The organism is Embleya sp. NPDC005575, assembly GCF_040605455.1.
In the GTDB taxonomy this organism is placed as follows: Bacteria; Actinomycetota; Actinomycetes; order Streptomycetales; family Streptomycetaceae; genus Embleya.
The window spans coordinates 75,314-93,491 of sequence record NZ_JBEXCV010000003.1 but is presented as its reverse complement, the minus strand read 5'-3'; the positions used below and the strand labels follow the sequence as shown (position 1 = coordinate 93,491).

Annotated in this window: 14 protein-coding genes; 7 read left to right on the top strand and 7 right to left on the bottom strand. The window is 69.4% G+C overall.

Annotated features, from left to right (window positions below; genetic code table 11):
- Positions 1-256: 256 nt before the first annotated feature.
- The 3 genes from dxs to ABZS54_RS01680 form a co-directional block, all read right to left on the bottom strand.
- The gene (dxs, locus tag ABZS54_RS01690) at positions 257-2,191 is read right to left on the bottom strand and encodes a 1-deoxy-D-xylulose-5-phosphate synthase (protein ID WP_355529646.1); all 1,935 of its coding nucleotides are present in this window, start codon (positions 2,189-2,191) and stop codon (positions 257-259) included.
- Positions 2,192-2,326: 135 nt separating this feature from the next.
- On the bottom strand, positions 2,327-3,565 hold the full coding sequence (locus ABZS54_RS01685) for an ROK family transcriptional regulator (protein WP_355529643.1): 1,239 nt from the start codon (positions 3,563-3,565) through the stop codon (positions 2,327-2,329).
- A gap of 293 nt (positions 3,566-3,858) precedes the next feature.
- Positions 3,859-4,326: a hypothetical protein gene (locus tag ABZS54_RS01680; RefSeq protein WP_355529555.1), complete on the bottom strand. Its 468-nt coding sequence runs from the start codon at positions 4,324-4,326 to the stop codon at positions 3,859-3,861.
- Positions 4,327-4,494: 168 nt separating this feature from the next.
- Here ABZS54_RS01680 and ABZS54_RS01675 point away from each other — a divergent pair, with 168 nt between their 5' ends.
- Positions 4,495-5,493: an asparaginase gene (locus ABZS54_RS01675; RefSeq protein WP_355529552.1), complete on the top strand. Its 999-nt coding sequence runs from the start codon at positions 4,495-4,497 to the stop codon at positions 5,491-5,493.
- Between the two features lie 277 nt (positions 5,494-5,770).
- Here ABZS54_RS01675 and acnA read toward each other — a convergent pair whose 3' ends face one another.
- Positions 5,771-8,488, bottom strand: coding sequence for an aconitate hydratase AcnA (acnA, locus tag ABZS54_RS01670; protein ID WP_355529549.1), 2,718 nt, complete (start codon positions 8,486-8,488; stop codon positions 5,771-5,773).
- Positions 8,489-8,841: 353 nt separating this feature from the next.
- Between acnA and ABZS54_RS01665 the strand changes: the two genes are divergently transcribed.
- Positions 8,842-9,867 carry a Gfo/Idh/MocA family oxidoreductase gene (locus ABZS54_RS01665; RefSeq protein ID WP_355529546.1) on the top strand — a complete coding sequence of 342 codons (1,026 nt, stop codon included), beginning with the start codon at positions 8,842-8,844 and terminating at the stop codon, positions 9,865-9,867.
- A gap of 53 nt (positions 9,868-9,920) precedes the next feature.
- On the opposite strand, the gene ABZS54_RS01660 is transcribed toward ABZS54_RS01665, so the two are convergent.
- Both ABZS54_RS01660 and ABZS54_RS01655 read right to left on the bottom strand, forming a co-directional pair.
- Entirely contained in the window at positions 9,921-10,298 is a 378-nt protein-coding gene (locus tag ABZS54_RS01660) for a PH domain-containing protein (protein ID WP_355529543.1), read from the bottom strand.
- Between the two features lie 49 nt (positions 10,299-10,347).
- Positions 10,348-11,448, bottom strand: coding sequence for a PLP-dependent cysteine synthase family protein (locus ABZS54_RS01655; protein WP_355529540.1), 1,101 nt, complete (start codon positions 11,446-11,448; stop codon positions 10,348-10,350).
- Between the two features lie 241 nt (positions 11,449-11,689).
- Between ABZS54_RS01655 and ABZS54_RS01650 the strand changes: the two genes are divergently transcribed.
- From ABZS54_RS01650 to ABZS54_RS01630, 5 genes are all read left to right on the top strand, one after another.
- Entirely contained in the window at positions 11,690-12,199 is a 510-nt protein-coding gene (locus tag ABZS54_RS01650; protein ID WP_020554093.1) for a SigE family RNA polymerase sigma factor, read from the top strand.
- Between the two features lie 227 nt (positions 12,200-12,426).
- Positions 12,427-13,362 carry a hypothetical protein gene (locus tag ABZS54_RS01645; RefSeq protein WP_355529537.1) on the top strand — a complete coding sequence of 312 codons (936 nt, stop codon included), beginning with the start codon at positions 12,427-12,429 and terminating at the stop codon, positions 13,360-13,362.
- A gap of 183 nt (positions 13,363-13,545) precedes the next feature.
- A complete protein-coding gene (locus tag ABZS54_RS01640) occupies positions 13,546-14,916 on the top strand; it encodes a DUF2252 domain-containing protein (RefSeq protein WP_355529534.1) in 1,371 nt (456 codons plus the stop codon).
- A gap of 88 nt (positions 14,917-15,004) precedes the next feature.
- On the top strand, positions 15,005-16,465 hold the full coding sequence (locus tag ABZS54_RS01635) for an AlkA N-terminal domain-containing protein (RefSeq protein WP_355529640.1): 1,461 nt from the start codon (positions 15,005-15,007) through the stop codon (positions 16,463-16,465).
- The gene (locus ABZS54_RS01630) at positions 16,462-17,016 is read left to right on the top strand and encodes a methylated-DNA--[protein]-cysteine S-methyltransferase (protein WP_355529531.1); all 555 of its coding nucleotides are present in this window, start codon (positions 16,462-16,464) and stop codon (positions 17,014-17,016) included. Before ABZS54_RS01635 ends, ABZS54_RS01630 begins: the two co-directional genes overlap by 4 nt.
- Before the next feature lie 38 nt (positions 17,017-17,054).
- Here ABZS54_RS01630 and ABZS54_RS01625 read toward each other — a convergent pair whose 3' ends face one another.
- Positions 17,055-17,966: a type IV toxin-antitoxin system AbiEi family antitoxin gene (locus tag ABZS54_RS01625; protein WP_355529528.1), complete on the bottom strand. Its 912-nt coding sequence runs from the start codon at positions 17,964-17,966 to the stop codon at positions 17,055-17,057.
- Positions 17,967-18,178: the final 212 nt, after the last annotated feature.

Below are 18,178 nucleotides of genomic sequence, written 5' to 3'. Positions count from 1 at the left end.
GGGTGACCGAACCTCGGCGCGTCAGGGTGATCTTCGAACTCGACCCCGAGAAGTCGAAGCCGCGCGCCCGCAAGGCCGAAGCCCGAGAACCCCGAAACCGCCGGGAAGCCGGGAAGCCGGGAAGCCGGGAAGCCGGGAAGCCGGGAAGCCGGGAAGCCGGGAAGCCGGGAAAAGCAAAACGACCCCGGGGCGGGAGCGGAAGCCCTTGGCTTCTCGCTCCCGACCCCGGGATCGCCGCGACGTGCGAGAGCTTCGGTCAGGCCGTCGTCTCGTGCTGCTCCGCGTCCGCGTCCACGGTCTTGGACGCGATCTCCTCGACCACCTGGCGCGAAATGTCCTGGGCGTTCAGGCCGATCCGAACCAGGATGTCCGAGCGCTCCGCGTGGTCGAGGAACTCCTGCGGAATGCCGAAGTCGCGCAGCGGTACGTCCACCCGCGCGTCCCGCAGCGACTGCGCGATCGCCGAGCCGACGCCACCGGCCCGGCCATTGTCCTCGATCGTGACCACGAGCCGGTGCCGGGCCGCCAACGGCGCGAGCCCGGCCGGGACCGGCTTGATCCAGCGCGGGTCGACCACGGTCGCCGCGATGCCCTGGTCGGCGAGCCGATCGGCGACCTCGACCCCGATCTCGGCCATCTGGCCCACGGTCACGATCAGTACATCGCCGCGCTCACCGCCACCGTTGCGCTCGGGGCCGGTGCGGCGCAGTACGTCCATCCCGTCGATCCGGCCGATCGCCACGACGTCCGGGCCCACCGCGCCCTTGCCGAACCGCACCACGGTCGGCGCGTCGTCGACCTCCATCGCCTCGCGCAACTGGGCGCGCACCTGCGTCGCGTCGCGCGGCGCGGCGAGCCGCAGACCCGGCACGACCTGGAGGATCGACATGTCCCACATGCCGTTGTGGCTGGCCCCGTCCGGCCCGGTCACACCGGCCCGGTCGAGCACGAAGGTCACGCCGCACTTGTGCAGCGCGACGTCCATCAGCACCTGGTCGAAGGCGCGGTTGAGGAAGGTCGCGTACACCGCGACCACCGGGTGCAGCCCGCCGGTCGCCAGGCCCGCCGCCGAGGTCACCGCGTGCTGCTCGGCGATCCCGACGTCGAACACCCGGTCCGGGTGCTTGGCGGCGAACTTGTGCAACCCGACCGGGATCAGCATCGCCGCGGTGATGCCGACGACGTCCTCCCGCTCGTCCGCGATGGCGACCATCTCGTCGGCGAACACCGATGTCCACGACGCGCCCGACTTCTTCACCGGCAGGCCGGTCTCGGGGTTGATCACGCCCACCGCGTGGAACTGGTCCGCCGCGTCGTTGACCGCGTGCGCGTAGCCCCTGCCCTTCTGGGTGATCGCGTGCACGATCACCGGCCCGCCGAAGCCGCGAGCCCGGCGCAGCGCGTTCTCCACCGCCTCGACGTCGTGCCCGTCGATCGGGCCCACGTACTTCAGGCCCAGGTCTTCGAACAGACCCTGCGGCGCGACCGCGTCCTTGAGGCCCTTCTTGGCGCCGTGCAGCATGTCGTAGACCGGTCCGCCGACCACCGGGGTGCGGCCCAGCACGCCCTTGCCCCACTCCAGAAAACGCTCGTAGCCACGCGTGGTGCGCAGCGTGGCGAGGTGGTCGGCGAGGCCGCCCTGGGTCGGGCCGTACGAGCGCTCGTTGTCGTTGACCACGATGATCACCGGGCGGTCTTTGGCCGCCGCGATGTTGTTCAGTGCCTCCCACGCCATGCCGCCGGTCAGCGCGCCGTCGCCGATCACCGCGACCACGTGCCGATCGCTTTGACCGCGCACCTGGTACGCCTTGGCCAGGCCGTCCGCCCAGGACAGCACCGTGGAGGCGTGCGAATTCTCGATCACGTCGTGCTCGGACTCGGCACGGCTGGGATAGCCGGACAGGCCGTCGGCCTGACGCAGCTGCCCGAAGCCGTTCTTGCGGCCGGTCACGATCTTGTGCACGTAGCTCTGGTGCCCGGTGTCGAAGAGGATCTTGTCGCGCGGCGATTCGAACACCCGGTGCATCGCGATGGTCAGCTCGACCACACCGAGGTTGGGACCCAGGTGACCACCGGTCTTGGACACGGACTCCACCAGGAAGGTGCGGATCTCGTCCGCGAGCTGCGCGAGCTGCTCGGGCGAGAGGGCCTTGAGATCACGGGGTCCTCGAATGCTGTCCAGCAGGGCCACCCGTTCCTCCTTCGTCAGATCCGTCACCGCCCCCAGGGTCTGCGTGCAGGAGAGGCGTCCATCGAGTCTAGACGCGGCGATGCCGGCCGATGGTTCGCATCCGGGTACACCGATGGGCCATCCGTGCGCGGCAGCTCACGCCGAGGCGCCCGCGACCTGCACGTCGGGCACGCGTTCGACGGCGAAGGGAGTCATCTCGCTCATCACCATCGCCATCGCGCCGAGCACCTCGGCCCGCTCGCCGAGCGAGCCGGTGACCACGCTCAGCCGGCGCGACGCGCTGGGGATGGCGTACCGCCCGACCGACTCGACGATCGGCGCGATCAGCAGGTCGCCTGCGCCCGCGAGGTCGCCGCCGAGGATGATCCGTTGTGGATTGAGCAGGTTCGTCAGGCTCGCCACACCCACACCCACGTGCCTGCCGGCGTCCGCGACCACCCGCCGGCAGCCCGCGTCGCCGGCTTTGGCGAGCTCGATCATCCGCTGGATGGTCAGGTCGGTGCCGTGGCTGCCGCGCAGCAGGTCGAGCAGATAGGAGGCGTTGGTGAAGGTCTCCAGGCATCCCCGGTTACCGCACCGGCACACCGGCCCGGACTCGTCCAGGGTTATGTGACCGATCTCGCCCGCGGTGCCGCCCGGACCCCGGTACAACCGGCCGCCGATCACCAGTCCCGCCCCGACGCCGCCGGACACCTTGAGGTAGGCCATCTCCGTGCAACCCACGCCCGCGCCCCATACGAGTTCGCCCAGCGCGCCGAGGTTGGCGTCGTTGTCCACCAGGACCGGCAGGCCCAACCGGGCCTGCATCGCCTCGCGCGGGTGGCAGCCCACCCAGCCCGGCAGGATCGTCGTCGAGCCGAGCGCGCCGGTGTCGATGTCGATCGGGCCGGGCACGCCGAGCCCGACCCCGGTGACCTCGCTCCGGACCGCGCCGGCGCGCTCCAGCAGCACGCCCAACAGGCGATCCGCGAGCGCGAAGCCCTCGTCGGCGGAGGAGTCGACGTCGATCGGAACGTGCTCCTCGGCGAGCACCCGGTGTGCGAAGTCACCGATCGCCACGCGCAGGTGGCGGTGGCCGAAGTCGATGCCGACGACCACGCCCGAGGCGCGGCTGAGCGAGACGTTGCGGGCTCGTCTGCCGCCGGAGGACGTGGGGGTGACCTCGACCATGTCGAGGGCCTTCAACTCCCGTACGATGTTCGACACCGTCGCGGCGGACAGCCCGGTGCTCCTGGCGATCTCGGCCTGGGTGAGCGCACCCGCCATGCGGACCGCGTGCAGGACCCGATCGAGGTTGGCCCGGTGCAGCGAGGACTGGGACCCGGACGAGTGCGACCCCGGCGGCTGGGCCTTGGGAAAGTGGGCCCCCGTCATGCCGTCGGACATCTGCGATCCCCTCGCCCCGGTGCATCTGACGCACTTCGTGTGTGCAAGTCCTGAACTCTATTGCCCCCTCCGTGTGGGTAGAAGGGTCAAACCTGAACGCAGGCGTCACGATCGGGCCTCTATTCACCACCGCACGGCCGGCGAACGCATGGAACGTTACAAACACCCCTTTCGCCCCCTGCTCCCCAGCGCCGGCCGGCCCATCCGGTGATCGCGGCCGGTCGCAACAGGTCACGGCCGATCGTGCGCGGCTGCGAGCGCTGCCCACGACGTCGCACACGTCACAGTCGGGGCTCCCAGCGTTCGCCCGCGAGTGCCTCCTCGACCAGCCGGACCGCACGCTCGGTGGCCGCGGCGCGCGAGCCCTCGTACTCGTACATGCGCAGCGCCGCCTCCACCGCCTGCACGGGCACCCGCTCGGCAAGCTCGACGCGCGCCGTGCCGTAGCCGTGTCGGGCTGCGGCGAGCGCGGCAGCCACGTGCTGGCGGGCCATCCGGGCCAGGATCAACGGGTATTTGCGCAGTACGTCATGACTTCGATAGCCCGGTGGGCACAGGTCGAACAGCCAGGCGACGGCCGTGTCCTCCCAGCCCGCCACACCGGGTGGCCGAACGCCTCTCGGCCATCCCGTCGGCGCGATTCCGTCCCTGCCTCGGGGCTTGGATTCGGCCTCGTTCCCGGCCGTGGCGTGCGTGAAGCGGCCCGGCTGCTCCCAAGCCGGGGTGTCGCGATCGCCATTGCCGTACATATGTTCGATTATGCGCGGTGGCCGACCAAGAATGCACACGTGGATCATGGAGGGGGACGACCCGCACTCGCGTTCGACTCTCGCGTCGCCGCACCCGTGCCCGCCCCCACCCCCGCTCCACCCTTTCGCTCCACCCCGTTCGACTCCCGCACCACCCCAGGAGGACCCGTGATCCAGGCCGACCGCGCCGGCGACGAGGCCGCATTCGCCCACATACCGCTGGTCGGCGTGTGGCGGAACGGCTTCCTGGAATCGATCCACCACGGCACGGCCGTCCTCACCGGCACCGACGGCTCGGTGACCGAAGGACACGGGGCGGTGGACGCGCCGATGTTCCCGCGCTCGGCCAACAAGCCGTTCCAGGGACTGGCGATGGTGCGCAACGGGCTGGACCTGGACGGCGAGTTGCTCGCGCTCGCCTGTGCCAGCCACTCCGGCGAGACATTCCACCTGGAGGGGGCCCGACGGATCCTGGCCCGCGCGGGGTTGCCGGAGGGCGCGCTGCGCTGCGTACCGGACCTGCCCCTGGGCCCGGCGCAGCGCGACGCGTGGCTGGCGGCCGGCAAGGGCCCCGAGCGGATCGCGATGAACTGCTCAGGCAAGCACGCCGCGATGCTGCTCACCTGCGTGTACAACGGCTGGTCGACCGAGGATTACCTGGCACCGGAGCACCCGTTGCAACGGGCCGTCCGCCAGGTGGTCGAGGACATCGCCGGCGAGCCGGTCGCGGCGGTCGGCGTGGACGGGTGCGGGGCGCCGCTGTTCGCCATCTCGCTCGCCGGCCTGGCCCGGTCCTACGGCCGCTTCGCGGGGGCCGCCGAGGGCACTGGCGAGCGACGGATCGCGGACGCGATGCGCCGGCACCCGGAGTGGGTCGCGGGCACCGGTCGCGACGTGACGGGGCTGATGCGGGCGATCCCGGGCCTGCTCGCCAAGGATGGTGCGGAGGCGGTGTACGCGGTGGGCCTGCCGGACGGGCGGGGCGCCGCGGTCAAGATCGCAGACGGGGCGACACGGGCCCACATCGTCGCCATGGCGGCGCTGCTGCGGCGCATGGGCGCGGACGAACAGCGCCTCGCCCCGTTCGCCCAGGCACCCGTGTACGGCGCCGGCGAGGTGGTCGGCGCCATCCGCGCATTCCCCCTTTTGAGTGAACCGGCGCGCTAACCCTGTCGCCCACATGGGCCGAGCGTAAAACTGACTCCGCGGCCGGTCGGGAAACCGACCGGCCGCGCCAATGCCTATCCCCCTCCCCCGGCTGCCCACACCCGGCGCCGGCGCCCGCAGGCGCGGGAGTTGCGCTCGCGAGCGCAGGCACACCGCCCACGGACGTCGATGTCACTGATCGAGCCCGTGACGACGCACCAAAAAACACCGGGCCGGGCCCCGAAGGGGCCTGACCCGATGCGTCGATGCCGTGCGACCTACCGTCGCGGTGCGGCGCTCAGCCCTTGTTCACCAGCGAACGCAGCACGTACTGCATGATGCCGCCGTTGCGGTAGTAGTCCGCCTCGCCGGGGGTGTCGATGCGCACGACCGCGTCGAACTCGACGCCGGTGTCCGTGGTGACCTTGACGGTCTTGGGGGTGCGGCCCTCGTTCAGCGCGGTGATGCCCTCGAACGCGAAGGTCTCCTCGCCGGTGAGGCCGAGAGTGGCAGCGCTCTGGCCGGCGGGGAACTGCAGCGGGATGACGCCCATACCGATCAGGTTCGAGCGGTGGATGCGCTCGTACGACTCGGCGATCACCGCGCGCACGCCCAGCAGCGAGGTGCCCTTGGCGGCCCAGTCGCGCGACGAGCCCGAGCCGTACTCCTTGCCCGCCAGCACCACCAGCGGGATGCCGGCGGCCTGGTAGTTCACCGACGCGTCGTAGATCGTCGACACCGGGGCGTCGGCCTGCGTGAAGTCACGCGTGAAGCCGCCCTCGGTGCCCGGCGCGATCTGGTTGCGCAGGCGGATGTTCGCGAACGTGCCGCGGATCATCACCTCGTGGTTGCCTCGGCGCGAGCCGTACGAGTTGAAGTCCTTGCGCTCGACACCGTTCTCGGCCAGGTACTTGCCCGCGGGGCTGTCGCCCTTGATCGAACCTGCCGGCGAGATGTGGTCGGTGGTGACCGAGTCCCCGAGCTTGGCCAGCACGCGCGCGCCCGCGATGTCCACGACCTGCGCAGGCTGCATCTGCATGCCCTCGAAGTACGGAGGCTTGCGCACGTAGGTCGACTGCGGGTCCCACTCGAACGTGGCGCCCGTGGGGATCTCCAGCGACTGCCAGCGCGAGTCGCCCGCGAAGACGTCGGCGTAGCGGCCGATGAACATGTCCTGGTCGATCGAGGAGGCCACCACTTCGGCGATCTCCTCGTCACTCGGCCAGATGTCCGCGAGGTAGACCGGCTTGCCCTCGGGGTCCAGACCCAGCGGCTCGGTAGTGATGTCGATGTCCATCGACCCCGCGAGCGCGTACGCGATCACCAGCGGCGGCGAGGCCAGGTAGTTCATCTTGACGTCGGGGTTGATCCGACCCTCGAAGTTGCGGTTGCCCGAGAGCACCGAAACGACCGCGAGGTCGGCGTCGTTGACCGCCTTGGAGACCTCCTCCGGCAGCGGACCGGAGTTGCCGATGCAGGTCACGCACCCGTAGCCGACCAGCGAGAAGCCGACCTTCTCCAGGTACGGGATCAGGCCCGCCTTCTCGTAGTAGTCCATGACGACCTTGGACCCGGGCGCGAGCGTGGTCTTGACCCACGGCTTGCGGTTGAGGCCCTTCTCGACGGCCTTCTTCGCGAGCAGCGCGGCGCCGAGCATGACCGAGGGGTTCGAGGTGTTGGTGCACGAGGTGATCGAGGCGATCACGACCGCGCCGTGGTCGATCTCGTACTCGACGCCGTCCTCGCCGACCACCTTCGTCGGGTTGTGCACGCGACCGTTCGAGCCGGTCGGCGCGTCCGAGGCCGGGAAGGACTCCTTGCCGGACTCGTCGCCGTTGGTGACGTAGTCCGCCAGCGCGTCGCGGAAGCGGGACTTGGCCTCGGCCAGCACGACCCGGTCCTGCGGGCGCTTGGGGCCGGAGATCGAGGGCACCACGGTGGAGACGTCGAGCTCGATGTACTCCGAGTACTCCGGCTCGTGGCTCGGGTCGTGCCACAGGCCCTGAGCCTTCGCGTACGCCTCGACCAGCGCGAGCTGCTTCTCGTCCCGGCCGGTCAGTCGCAGGTAGGTGATCGTCTCGGCGTCGATCGGGAAGATCGCGCAGGTCGAGCCGAACTCCGGCGACATGTTGCCAATGGTGGCGCGGTTGGCCAGCGGCACCGCACCGACGCCCTCGCCGTAGAACTCGACGAACTTGCCCACCACGCCGTGCTTGCGCAGCATGTCGGTGATGGTCAGCACGACGTCGGTGGCGGTGACGCCCGGCTGCGCCTTACCGGAGAGCTTGAAGCCGACCACGCGCGGGATCAGCATGCTGACCGGCTGGCCGAGCATCGCGGCCTCGGCCTCGATACCGCCGACGCCCCAGCCGAGCACGCCCAGGCCGTTGACCATCGTGGTGTGCGAGTCGGTGCCGACACAGGTGTCGGGGTACGCCTGCCCGTTGCGCACCATGATGGTGCGGGCCAGGTGCTCGATGTTGACCTGGTGCACGATGCCGGTGCCGGGCGGTACGACCTTGAACTCGTCGAACGCGGTCTGGCCCCAGCGCAGGAACTGGTAGCGCTCCTTGTTGCGGCCGTACTCGATGTCCGTGTTGATCTCGAACGCGTCCGGACGGTTGAACACGTCGGCGATGACCGAGTGGTCGATGACCATCTCGGCGGGCGCGAGCGGGTTGATCCGGGAGGCGTCGCCACCGAGGGCCTTCACGGCCTCGCGCATCGTGGCGAGGTCCACGACACACGGCACGCCGGTGAAGTCCTGCATGATCACGCGCGCCGGCGTGAACTGGATCTCTTCGCTCGGCTCGGCCTTCGCGTCCCAGCCGCCCAGGGCACGGATGTGATCGGCGGTGATGTTCGCGCCGTCCTCCGTGCGGAGCAGGTTCTCCAGCAGGACCTTCAGGCTGTAGGGGAGGCGCTTGCTGCCCTCCACCTTGTCCAGCCGGAAGATTTCGTACGACTCGTCACCCACGTTCAGGGTGGAGCGAGCGTCGAAGCTGTTCGCGGACACGACGGTCTCCCTTGATCTTGTGCGTTTCTCCCGCATCCTGCCGACACCCACTCGACGTACGCCAAGCAAGGTGACCCTAACCAGGGATGCCGGGGTCTGCGCCCCGCAGATATCTTGATGTCAAGACAAGTCTAGTCTAGGCCCCGACTCGTCCGTGCGGGTACCCGCCACACACGGGCCGACCCGTCGCCCGCGGATTCCTCCGAGCGATCTCCCCCACACACACGCGTGCGCCCCTAACATGCGGGGCAGCGAGTCCGGCACAACCCAGCGAGTGGGTCCGGCAAGTGGCCCGGAGCAGGCGCTCGGAATACGAGCGCGTCGGGTGGGATGGCGACGAGGGGGATGACGCCATGAAGCGGATCCGGATCGGCGTATTGGGCGCGGCTCGCATCGCGCCGGCCGCCCTGGTCAAGCCCGCACGGCTGATTCCCGAGGTACAGGTCGCCGCGATCGCCGCCCGCGACGCGGCCCGTGCGGACGCCTTCGCTCGGCGCCAGGGCATCCCGCGCGTGCACGCGGACTACGCCGCCCTGATCGAGGATCCGGAGTTGGACGCGGTGTACATCCCGCTACCCAACGGGCTGCACGCGCACTGGACGATCCGGGCGCTGGAAGCCGGCAAGCACGTGTTGTGCGAGAAGCCGATGGCGGCCAACCAGGCCCAGGCGCAGGAGATCGCGAACGCCGCGGCGCGCGCCGGCCTGATCGCGATGGAAGCGTTCCACTACCGGTATCACCCACTCGCGGGCCGCATGCGCGAGATCCTGGACGACGGCGAGTTGGGCGAGATCCGCCGCATCACCACGTCGATGTGCTTCCCGTTGCCGCTGCTCGGCGACATCCGCTACCGCTACGACCTCGCGGGCGGGTCGCTGATGGATGGTGGCTGCTACGCCGTACACCTGATGCGGCTGCTCGCGGGCGACGAGGAAACCAGCCCAATCGAGGTGCTGGACGCGCACGCGCTGACGATTCGCAAGGACCGGCGGGTGGATCGCGCGATGTCCGCCCGTCTGCGGCTACCGGGCGGTGCGGCGGGCACCGTGCACGCGTCGATGTTGTCTCGACGGGTGCTGGACATGCACGCACACGTCGTGGGCACCCGGGGCGAGATGCGCGTGCTGAATTATTTGATGCCGCACCTGCCACATCGGTTCACCGTGCACACGGGCAAGCTCAAGCGGCGCGAACACCTGGGCGAGGCGGCGAGGACGCCGACGTACCGCCTGCAGTTGCAGGCGTTCGCGGACGCGATCCGCCTCGGCGAGCCAACGCTGACGCCCGCGGTCGACGCGGTGCCGACGCTGCGCGTCATGGACGCGATCTACCGCGCGGCGGGACTGCCGCTGCGCGGACTCGCCCCGGCCACTCGGTGAGGATGGGAGCACGGGAGCACCGAATCGATGCCCGAACGCTTCGATCCGCCCGCTCAGCGCATGATGATGTAGTGCAGGATCACGTCGTGGACGTGACGGCCCTTGTCGTCGCTGCGGAACTCCACGCTGTAAGTCTGCGTGCCGACGTGGATCGCTATTTCGCTGGAACTCAGGTACGAGCCGGTGAAGCTCTTGTTGGAGACCATGCTCACGCTGCTGATCTTCGAATAGGGCAAGGAGGTGATCGCGATCTTCTTGCCGACGAAACTGTTGTCCTGGATGATCGCGCGCCGGTCGGTCAGACCGATGAACCCGGTACCGACGCCCTTGGCGTCGTAGACCGCGATGATCTGCTCGCCCGGTAGCAGCCCGCTCTGGATCTTCTCCAACTGCTCACGCTTGTCGAAGACGACGTTTCCCGCCCCACTCATCCTGTGCTCCTCCTCGTTGACCTGCGGCACCCAGCCTAAGGCCGCTCGATCAGCGCCATTCGCTCGTCGCATGGAAGTGTCGCAACGTGTCTTCGTACGCGCCGAGATCCAGGCTCTGTCGCGCGAGCCACTCGTCCGAGTAATACGAATGCGCGTAGCGCTCGCCGCCATCGCACAGCAGCGTCACCACCGAGCCGGTCCGACCTGCGGCGCGCATCTCGGCCACCAGGCGCAGGGCACCCCACAGGTTGGTGCCGGTCGAGCCGCCGGCCTTGTGTCCGGTGCGCCGGTGCAGGTCACGCATCGCGGCGACCGACGCGGCATCGGAGACCTTGATCATCCGGTCGACGATGTTCGGCATGAAGCTGGCCTCGACCCGAGGTCGGCCGATGCCCTCGATCCGCGACGAACACGCCTCGGCGTACGCCGGATCGTGCGTGCGCCATCCGTCGAAGAAAGCGGAGTTCTCGGGGTCCACGACGCAGATCTTGGAGTGGTGTCGGCGGTAACGGACGTAGCGGCCCATGGTCGCGCTCGTACCACCGGTACCGGCTCCGACAACAATCCACTCGGGGATGGGATGCCGCTCCTGCGACATCTGCTCGAACACCGACTCGGCGATGTTGTTGTTGCCCCGCCAGTCGGTGGCACGCTCGGCGTAGGTGAACTGGTCCATGAAGTGCCCGCCGGTCTCCGTCGCGAGGTCACGCGAGACCTCGTACACCGTGGCGGCGTCCTGAACCAGGTGACATCGACCGCCGTGGAACTCGATCAGCTCGATCTTCTCGGGGCTGGTGATGGCGGGCATGACCGCGACGAAGGGCAAGCCGATCTGGTTGGCGAAGTACGCCTCCGAGACGGCCGTCGAACCCGAGGACGCCTCGATCACGGTGGTGCCCTCCTCGATCCACCCGTTGCACAGGGCGTACAGGAAGAGCGAGCGTGCCAGGCGGTGTTTGAGCGAGCCGGTGGGATGGGTCGACTCGTCCTTGAGGTAGAGGTCGATACCCCACTCCGTGGGCAGCGGGTAGGCGAGCAGGTGTGTGTCGGCGGAACGGTTGGCGTCGGCGCTCACCTTGCGGATTGCCTCGTCCACCCAGTCGCGGGTCTTCGCGCTGAAACGGTCCACATCGTTGTCAACCGACGTCACGTCGACTCCCCTGGCTTGTTTCGTATCCCCCGTGCCGGGTTCCGGGTGGTGGGGGCTGCGGGATCGATGGTGATCGATCCCGGCCCAGGCTACGGGCCGGCGCGCGGATCCCTTGGTGAACCCCTCGAATGGACCATGAGCTGCACATACGTATTCTCGGCCGGAAGTTGTGACGTGTCGGGGGGTCTGCCGCGTCTATGGGATGGGTACGCGCGAGGGCGCGTAGGGACGAGGAGGGTCTATGGCGGGCTTCGACGCTGAGCCGGCCGATTTCCTGGAGTTCGCCAACGCGTGCAGCGGTCGGCTGTTCCGGACGGCGTGGCTCCTGTGTGGCGATTGGCATCTCGCCGAGGACCTCGTGCAGACGACGCTGGGCAAGTTGTACCGGGCCTGGAAGCGGGTCAGTCGGGCGGACAGCCCGGAGGCGTACGCGCGCACCGTGCTGACGCGCACCTATCTGTCCCACCGACGCAGGCTGAGCAGCACCGAGCAGCCCTACGCCGATTTGCCGGAGGGCTCCGGGCCCGAGGAGGACCAGGCGCTGCGGTTGACGCTCCTGAAGAGTCTGGCTGAACTGCCGCCCAAGGACCGGGCGGTGCTGGTCCTGCGGTACTGGGAGGACCTGAGCGTCGAGCAAACGGCGCGACAGATGGGCGTGTCCGAGGGGGCCGTGCGGAGCAGGTCGATGCGGGCGCTGGAGAAGTTGCGGGGCGTGCTCGGAAGCGAGTCCGGCTGGCTCTCCGCCGCATGAGGAGTCACTGAGTACACCGCCGGTACGGCCGTACGGCTGGTGAGCAGTACGACCTGCGTTCACACGGATGGCACGGATGGCGAGGAGACAGTAGGTCTATGGGGTCTGACGAAAAGGAACTGGCGGCCGCGATGCGGGCGTCGGCGTCGGGGTTGGTCCCCCCGGCGGGATTGGTCTTGGGCGGTGTCGCCCGAGGTAGACGAATGAAGCTGGTACGACGCGTCCAGGTGGGCGTGTCGACTGCGGCGGTGCTGGCCGTGGCGGGAACAGCCCTGCTCGTCGTCTCGGACCGAACCGACGGCGGCCCCGGACAGGTGGCGGGGCCGGCGAGTCCGACGGCGGAGGCGCCCGTGTCACCCGCCACCCCGGGGCTGCCCAAGTCTCGGCCGACGCTGTCCGTTCCGTCGGGGATGACGCCCGTGCTGCCGCCGCTGCTGCTGCATTCGCTTCTGCCGCTGTTGCCGGCGGGCGTGGCACGCACTCAGATCACCGGGGCTGACAACACCGATATGACGACCGCAAACGTGTACAGCGCCGGCGCCACGGTGTCGTTGGTCCTGGAGGACTCCACCGGACCCAGTCTGATCTCGGTGTCGGTGCAGCAGACCGCCGAAAGGGCTGACGACGTGGGGTGTCTGCACTCGCAAGGCAGCACCAACGCCGAGTGCCTGGACTACAGGACTCCGGACGGCAGTCGGATGGTGGAGCGGCGGGACTGGGTCTACCCCGCGGCGCCGGACACGCCGGAGAACCGTGCCGACGGCAAGGCCGGCCCTTCGGGAAGAGGACCCAAGGAGTGGTCCGTTCGGATCGTGCGTCACGACGGTGTCGTCATCACGGTCGACGAGATTGCCTCCCGCGAAGAAAAGGGGGACATCGGCCGCGATACGCCGCTCCTGTCGATGGACTGGCTGCGCTCGATCGCGCTCGCCCCGGTCTGGCAGGTGTGGGTGTCAGCGGACGCCAACAAAATGGCGGCGAACACCCCGCCCGCCATCAAGTACCAGTCCCCGTTTCACCAGCAGAAGAACGAAATCCCGCCGCCGACAACCGCGCCCTCCACGGCGATTCCGGGAGGGGCGTGGTCGGAGAACGGAACCGGATTCATCCCCCCATCGGGCGTTCCCACCAGGTCGATTCCCGAAAGCAGGTCAGGGTCCTGAGCATCGTCGGTGCCTGCCGGGCATGACTGGCCGTCGGCCGGGCAGGCGCCGGATGTCGAGCCCCCGGGCGCCTCTGACTCCCCCCTCACGCTCCGGGGGCTCGATGCCGTCCCAGCTCCCCCGTCTGGGATCCTGAGGCGGGGCCCTGCCGGCCCCGCGGAGACTTCGAGGGAGGCGGTCGCAATGGCCGAGGGCATAGGGATCGGTCTGGGCGGCGTGGGGTTCGAGGGCGGCTACACGCAGTACGGCCCGGCGGACCCCGAGGATCGTGCCCGGCACATCCTGGAAGTCTTCGAACGGGCCTTCGGTGCACTGATCGACGGCGACCCTGCCGCGTTCCGGGTGAAGTTCCGCAAGATGGCATCCTCGGCGTTCGCGTTCTACCGAGGCACGGCCTGCCTGTTCTACGCCGACCTCGACGGCCGTGAGGATCTCTTCCTGGACGAGCGCACCTCGCGGGTATGGATCCACGGCGACCTGCACGCGGAGAACTTCGGTACATACATGAACGCGGACGGCAAGCTCGTGTTCAACGTCAACGACTTCGACGAGGCATACGTCGGTCCCTGGACGTGGGACGTCAAGCGCTTCGCGGCGAGCCTCGCGCTGATCGGGCACGGCAAAGCCCTCAGCGACGACACGATCGCAGCCCTGGTCACCGGTTACGGTGCGGCCTACCTGGACCAACTCCGGCTGCTGACCGACAAGACCACGCCGCAGGATGCCGCACTGACACTGGCGACGACCAAGGGGCCGCTGCTCGAGGTGCTGCGGCAGGCCCGGTTGCAGACCCGTATCGAATTGCTCCGCTCGCAGACGGTCGTGGTCGACCACGAACGGCGTTTCGCCCTGTCCGGCGGCGCGTTCGAGTTGTCGGACGACGTCAAGGCAACGGTGCTGGAGGCCTTCCGGCGTTACCTCGACACGTTGCCTCCCGCCAGCCGACAGCGGCCGGACACCTACGACATCAAGGACATCGTGGGTCGGCGCGGGGTCGGCATCGGCAGCGCCGGTCTGCCCTCGTACAACCTGCTGATCGAGGGGAACACGGAGGCGCTGGAGAACGACGTGATCCTGTACATGAAGCAGGGCCAAACACCGTCGGTGAGCCACCACGTCACCGATCCCCAGGTGCGGTCCTACTTCGAACACGAAGGTCATCGCACCGTCATCTCGCAGCGCGCCTTGCAGGCGCACGCGGACCCGTGGCTCGGCTACACCGACATCAACGGGGTCGGGCAGCTGGTCGCCGAGGTGTCGCCCTACGCGAACGACCTGGACTGGTCGGACCTGAACGAGGTGGACACGATCGCGGAGGTCGTGGAATACCTGGGCCGCGCCACCGCGACGATGCACGCGGCCGCGGACGAGGAAAGCGGTCACACGCTGGTTCCGTTCTCGACCGAGGACGCGATCCTGGAGGCGATCGAGCGGGATGAGGAGGGCTTCACGGCCTCACTCGTGGACTTCGCGCACACGTACGGAGCACGGGCCCGCGCCGACCATGCCATCTTCGTCGACCTCTTCCGCAACGGGCTGATTCGGGGGTTGTAGACACGGCTCACGACCCCACGACGGCGCCACGGTGCTGTCCGATTTCCGCCGGCCACTCCCACGGGAACGGGTGACACTTGTCGACGTGATGGACGACGAGCAGTGCTACCGAGCGTGCAGCAGCCGGGACGGTCGGTTCGATGGCTGGTTCTACATGGCGGTCACGAGCACCGACATCTACTGCCGGCCGAGTTGCCCGGCGGTCAAGCCGAAGCGGGAGAACGCGCGGTTCTACCCGTCTGCGGCGGCCGCGCAGGCGGCGGGGTTCCGGGCGTGCAAACGCTGCCGCCCGGACACCTCGCCGGGCTCGCCGGAGTGGGACGCCCGCGCCGACGTGGTCGGGCGGGCCATGCGCCTGATCGCGGACGGGGTCGTGGATCGCGAAGGCGTCGGCGGTCTCGCGGGTCGGCTCGGGTACAGCGATCGCCAGTTGAACCGCCTGCTGATGGCCGAGGTCGGCGCGGGCCCTCTGGCGCTCGCCCGCGCCCGGCGGGCGCAGACGGCCAGGGTCCTACTGGAGACCTCCGATCTGCAGATCGCGCAGGTCGCGTTCGCAGCTGGATTCGCAAGCGTGCGGCAGTTCAACGACACCGTCCGCGAGGTGTTCGGCCGCACCCCCACGGAGGTGCGTGGGCGGGCCGGCGCCCGGGCCGTCGAACCGGGCGAGATCCGTCTGCGGCTGCCCTACCGGGAGCCGATCGCACTCGGGCACGCGCTGGACTTTCTGGGGCTGCGGGCGGTGCCGGGCGTGGAGGAGTACGTGGACGGCGCCTACCGTCGGGTGCTGTCGCTCCCACACGGCACCGGTGTGGTCGAGCTCTCGCCCGGCCCTTCGTGGGTGTGGTGCCGCCTTGTCCTCACCGACCTGCGCGACTTGGGCGCCGCCGTCCAGCGCTGCCGGCGCTTGCTCGACCTGGACGCGGATCCGCTCGCCGTGGACGAGGCGCTCGGGGGCGCCGAGCTCGGCGACGGCGGGCTGGGCGCACTGGTCCGCGTCACACCCGGCCTGCGTTCACCGGGCCATGTGGACCCCGACGAACTCGCCGTTCGAGCCGTGCTCGGCCAGCAGGTCTCGGTCGCGGGCGCCCGCACCGTCGCAGGTCGGCTGACCTCCCTGTACGGCAAGCCGCTTGCCGCGCCGCAGGGCGGACTCACCCACGCGTTCCCGACTGCGGCCGCGTTGGCGGACGCGGATCCGGCGGATCTACCGATGCCCAAGGCGCGCAAGAAGGCGATCTTCGCACTCACCGGGGCGCTCGCGTCCGGGGCGGTGCGCCTCGACCCGGGCGTGGACCGTCGGGCGGCGGAGGCGGGACTTTTGGCCCTTCCGGGTATCGGACCCTGGACGGCGTCGTACATTCGACTGCGGGCACTCGGCGATCCGGACGTGTTCCTACCGACCGATCTCGGCGTCAAGCACGCACTCGCGCGCTGGGGACTCCCCGTCTCGGCCGCGCAGTCGTGGTCCCCTTGGCGCTCATACGCGTTGCACCACCTGTGGGCAAGCCTGTCCTCAGCATCCATCGTCTCGGTGAAGGAAGTCGCATGAACCAGGACGCCCTGTTCGAGACCGTCGAAACGCCCGACCCGAACGTGCCCCCCACGGCGTTCAACGCCCCCCTCGACGGCCCCCGCCGGTACGCGAGGATGGACTCCCCGGTCGGCGAATTGCTCATGATCGGTGACGGGCAGTCGCTCACCGCCCTCTACATGGCGGCCACGCCGGGCGCGGACTGGGTATCCGATCCCGGTGCGTTCACTCAGGCGAAGGCGCAGTTGAGCGCTTACTTCGCCGGCGAACTGCGCGAGTTCGACCTGCCGTTGGCGCCGGCGGGCACGGCCTTCCAGCTCAAGGTCTGGTCCGCCCTGACCACCATCCCGTTCGGACACACGATGTCCTACGGTGCGCTGGCCACGAGGTTCCTCGGGCAGCCGACGGCGTCCCGTGCGGTCGGACTCGCCAACGGTCGCAACCCGATCAGCATCATCATCCCGTGTCACCGGGTGATCGGCGCCGACGGCGCATTGACCGGCTACGCAGGCGGATTGCCACGCAAGCAACGCCTGTTGGCGCTGGAGAGCGTCCGCGTCACCGGATAGTCGGGCCGCCTTTGAGTGCGTCGGCACGGTCGCGGGACTCACGACTGGAACGCCCGCCGCACGAGCCCCGCGATCCTCCCCCGGCGGAGCGTGTCGTGCCAGGTGAAGCGCAGGACGAGCGCGCCCACGAGGGCCAGCTCGTTGGCCCGGGACCGGTCGCGAAACAGCGCGTCGGGCCGCGAGTGCACGTCTGCTCCGTCCGCCTCCGCGAAGATCGGCCGTAACCCGGTCAGCCACGCGAGATCCACGCGGGCCCGGTCGCCGCCGGGCAGTGCGACCTCGTGCTGCAGCTCGTCCGGCGCGGCCCCGCCCCGAACGCAGTCGAGCCGCACCCGCGACTCCAACGGGCTTTCGGCCCGCGCGTCCGCGATCTCCAGTAACGGCCGCACCTGCCGCACCCCGGGCCGGCCCGCCGCCGCCCGCTCGACCGCCTCCAACTGTGCCGCCTCGACCAGGCCCAGATGCAGCGCCGAATCGAGGACCGCCAGTCCGTCCTCGGGTGGGAGCCTGGGCACCAGATCGGCGAGTGTGCGCACCGGCGTCGTCACCGGAAAGCCGTCCACCATCACGATCTCGTCCGCCCGCAACCGTCGCCGATGGGCCACGATGCCGGGCCCCCCACGACGCGACGCGGTATCGGGCATCGCGATGTGCACGGATTCCACGCGCGGCACGCCACGCATCCCGTGCACGTGGGCCGCACTGTGCAATACGGCCACGGCTCGCTCTCCATAGGCCGCAAGTCCGGCGCGCAACAGCCCGCGCGAGGAGAGCGCACATCGATCGGCATCGACGAGCCCAACGCCGCGCGCGAGTTCGCGCACCCTCCCATCGTTCACGAGCCTGCGCCACATCCGCCCGGACACTCCGGCGGACAGCGCCTGTTCCCGCATTACGACCCCGTCGTGCTGCCATGCCAACCCCCGCAAGACTCGTACGGCCTCTTCCATCCCCGGATCCTGGTCTGCACGGCCCGCGGTGCGGTGTGGGTGGATGCCATCTGTGGACAACTCGGCCCTTGTGGACGACTTGGGACTCGCTTTGCCGGATTCGTGAGGACCTTCAGCCGTTCGACACCTTCATGATCATTGCGGGCCGCCGGGCGGTCGGGGCCAACCGGTGTGATGGGTGGGTCCCCGCAATCCCCCTCCGTCCCCAGGAT

Coding starts and splice junctions, on each gene's coding strand:
- ABZS54_RS01685 (WP_355529643.1), bottom strand. CDS start 3,565: ATGACGGGGGCCCACTTTCCCAAGGCCCAGCCGCCGGGGTCGCACTCG.
- ABZS54_RS01640 (WP_355529534.1), top strand. CDS start 13,546: ATGGCCGAGGGCATAGGGATCGGTCTGGGCGGCGTGGGGTTCGAGGGC.
- ABZS54_RS01680 (WP_355529555.1), bottom strand. CDS start 4,326: ATGTACGGCAATGGCGATCGCGACACCCCGGCTTGGGAGCAGCCGGGC.
- ABZS54_RS01660 (WP_355529543.1), bottom strand. CDS start 10,298: ATGAGTGGGGCGGGAAACGTCGTCTTCGACAAGCGTGAGCAGTTGGAG.
- ABZS54_RS01635 (WP_355529640.1), top strand. CDS start 15,005: ATGGACGACGAGCAGTGCTACCGAGCGTGCAGCAGCCGGGACGGTCGG.
- ABZS54_RS01625 (WP_355529528.1), bottom strand. CDS start 17,966: ATGGAAGAGGCCGTACGAGTCTTGCGGGGGTTGGCATGGCAGCACGAC.
- ABZS54_RS01630 (WP_355529531.1), top strand. CDS start 16,462: ATGAACCAGGACGCCCTGTTCGAGACCGTCGAAACGCCCGACCCGAAC.
- ABZS54_RS01650 (WP_020554093.1), top strand. CDS start 11,690: ATGGCGGGCTTCGACGCTGAGCCGGCCGATTTCCTGGAGTTCGCCAAC.
- ABZS54_RS01665 (WP_355529546.1), top strand. CDS start 8,842: ATGAAGCGGATCCGGATCGGCGTATTGGGCGCGGCTCGCATCGCGCCG.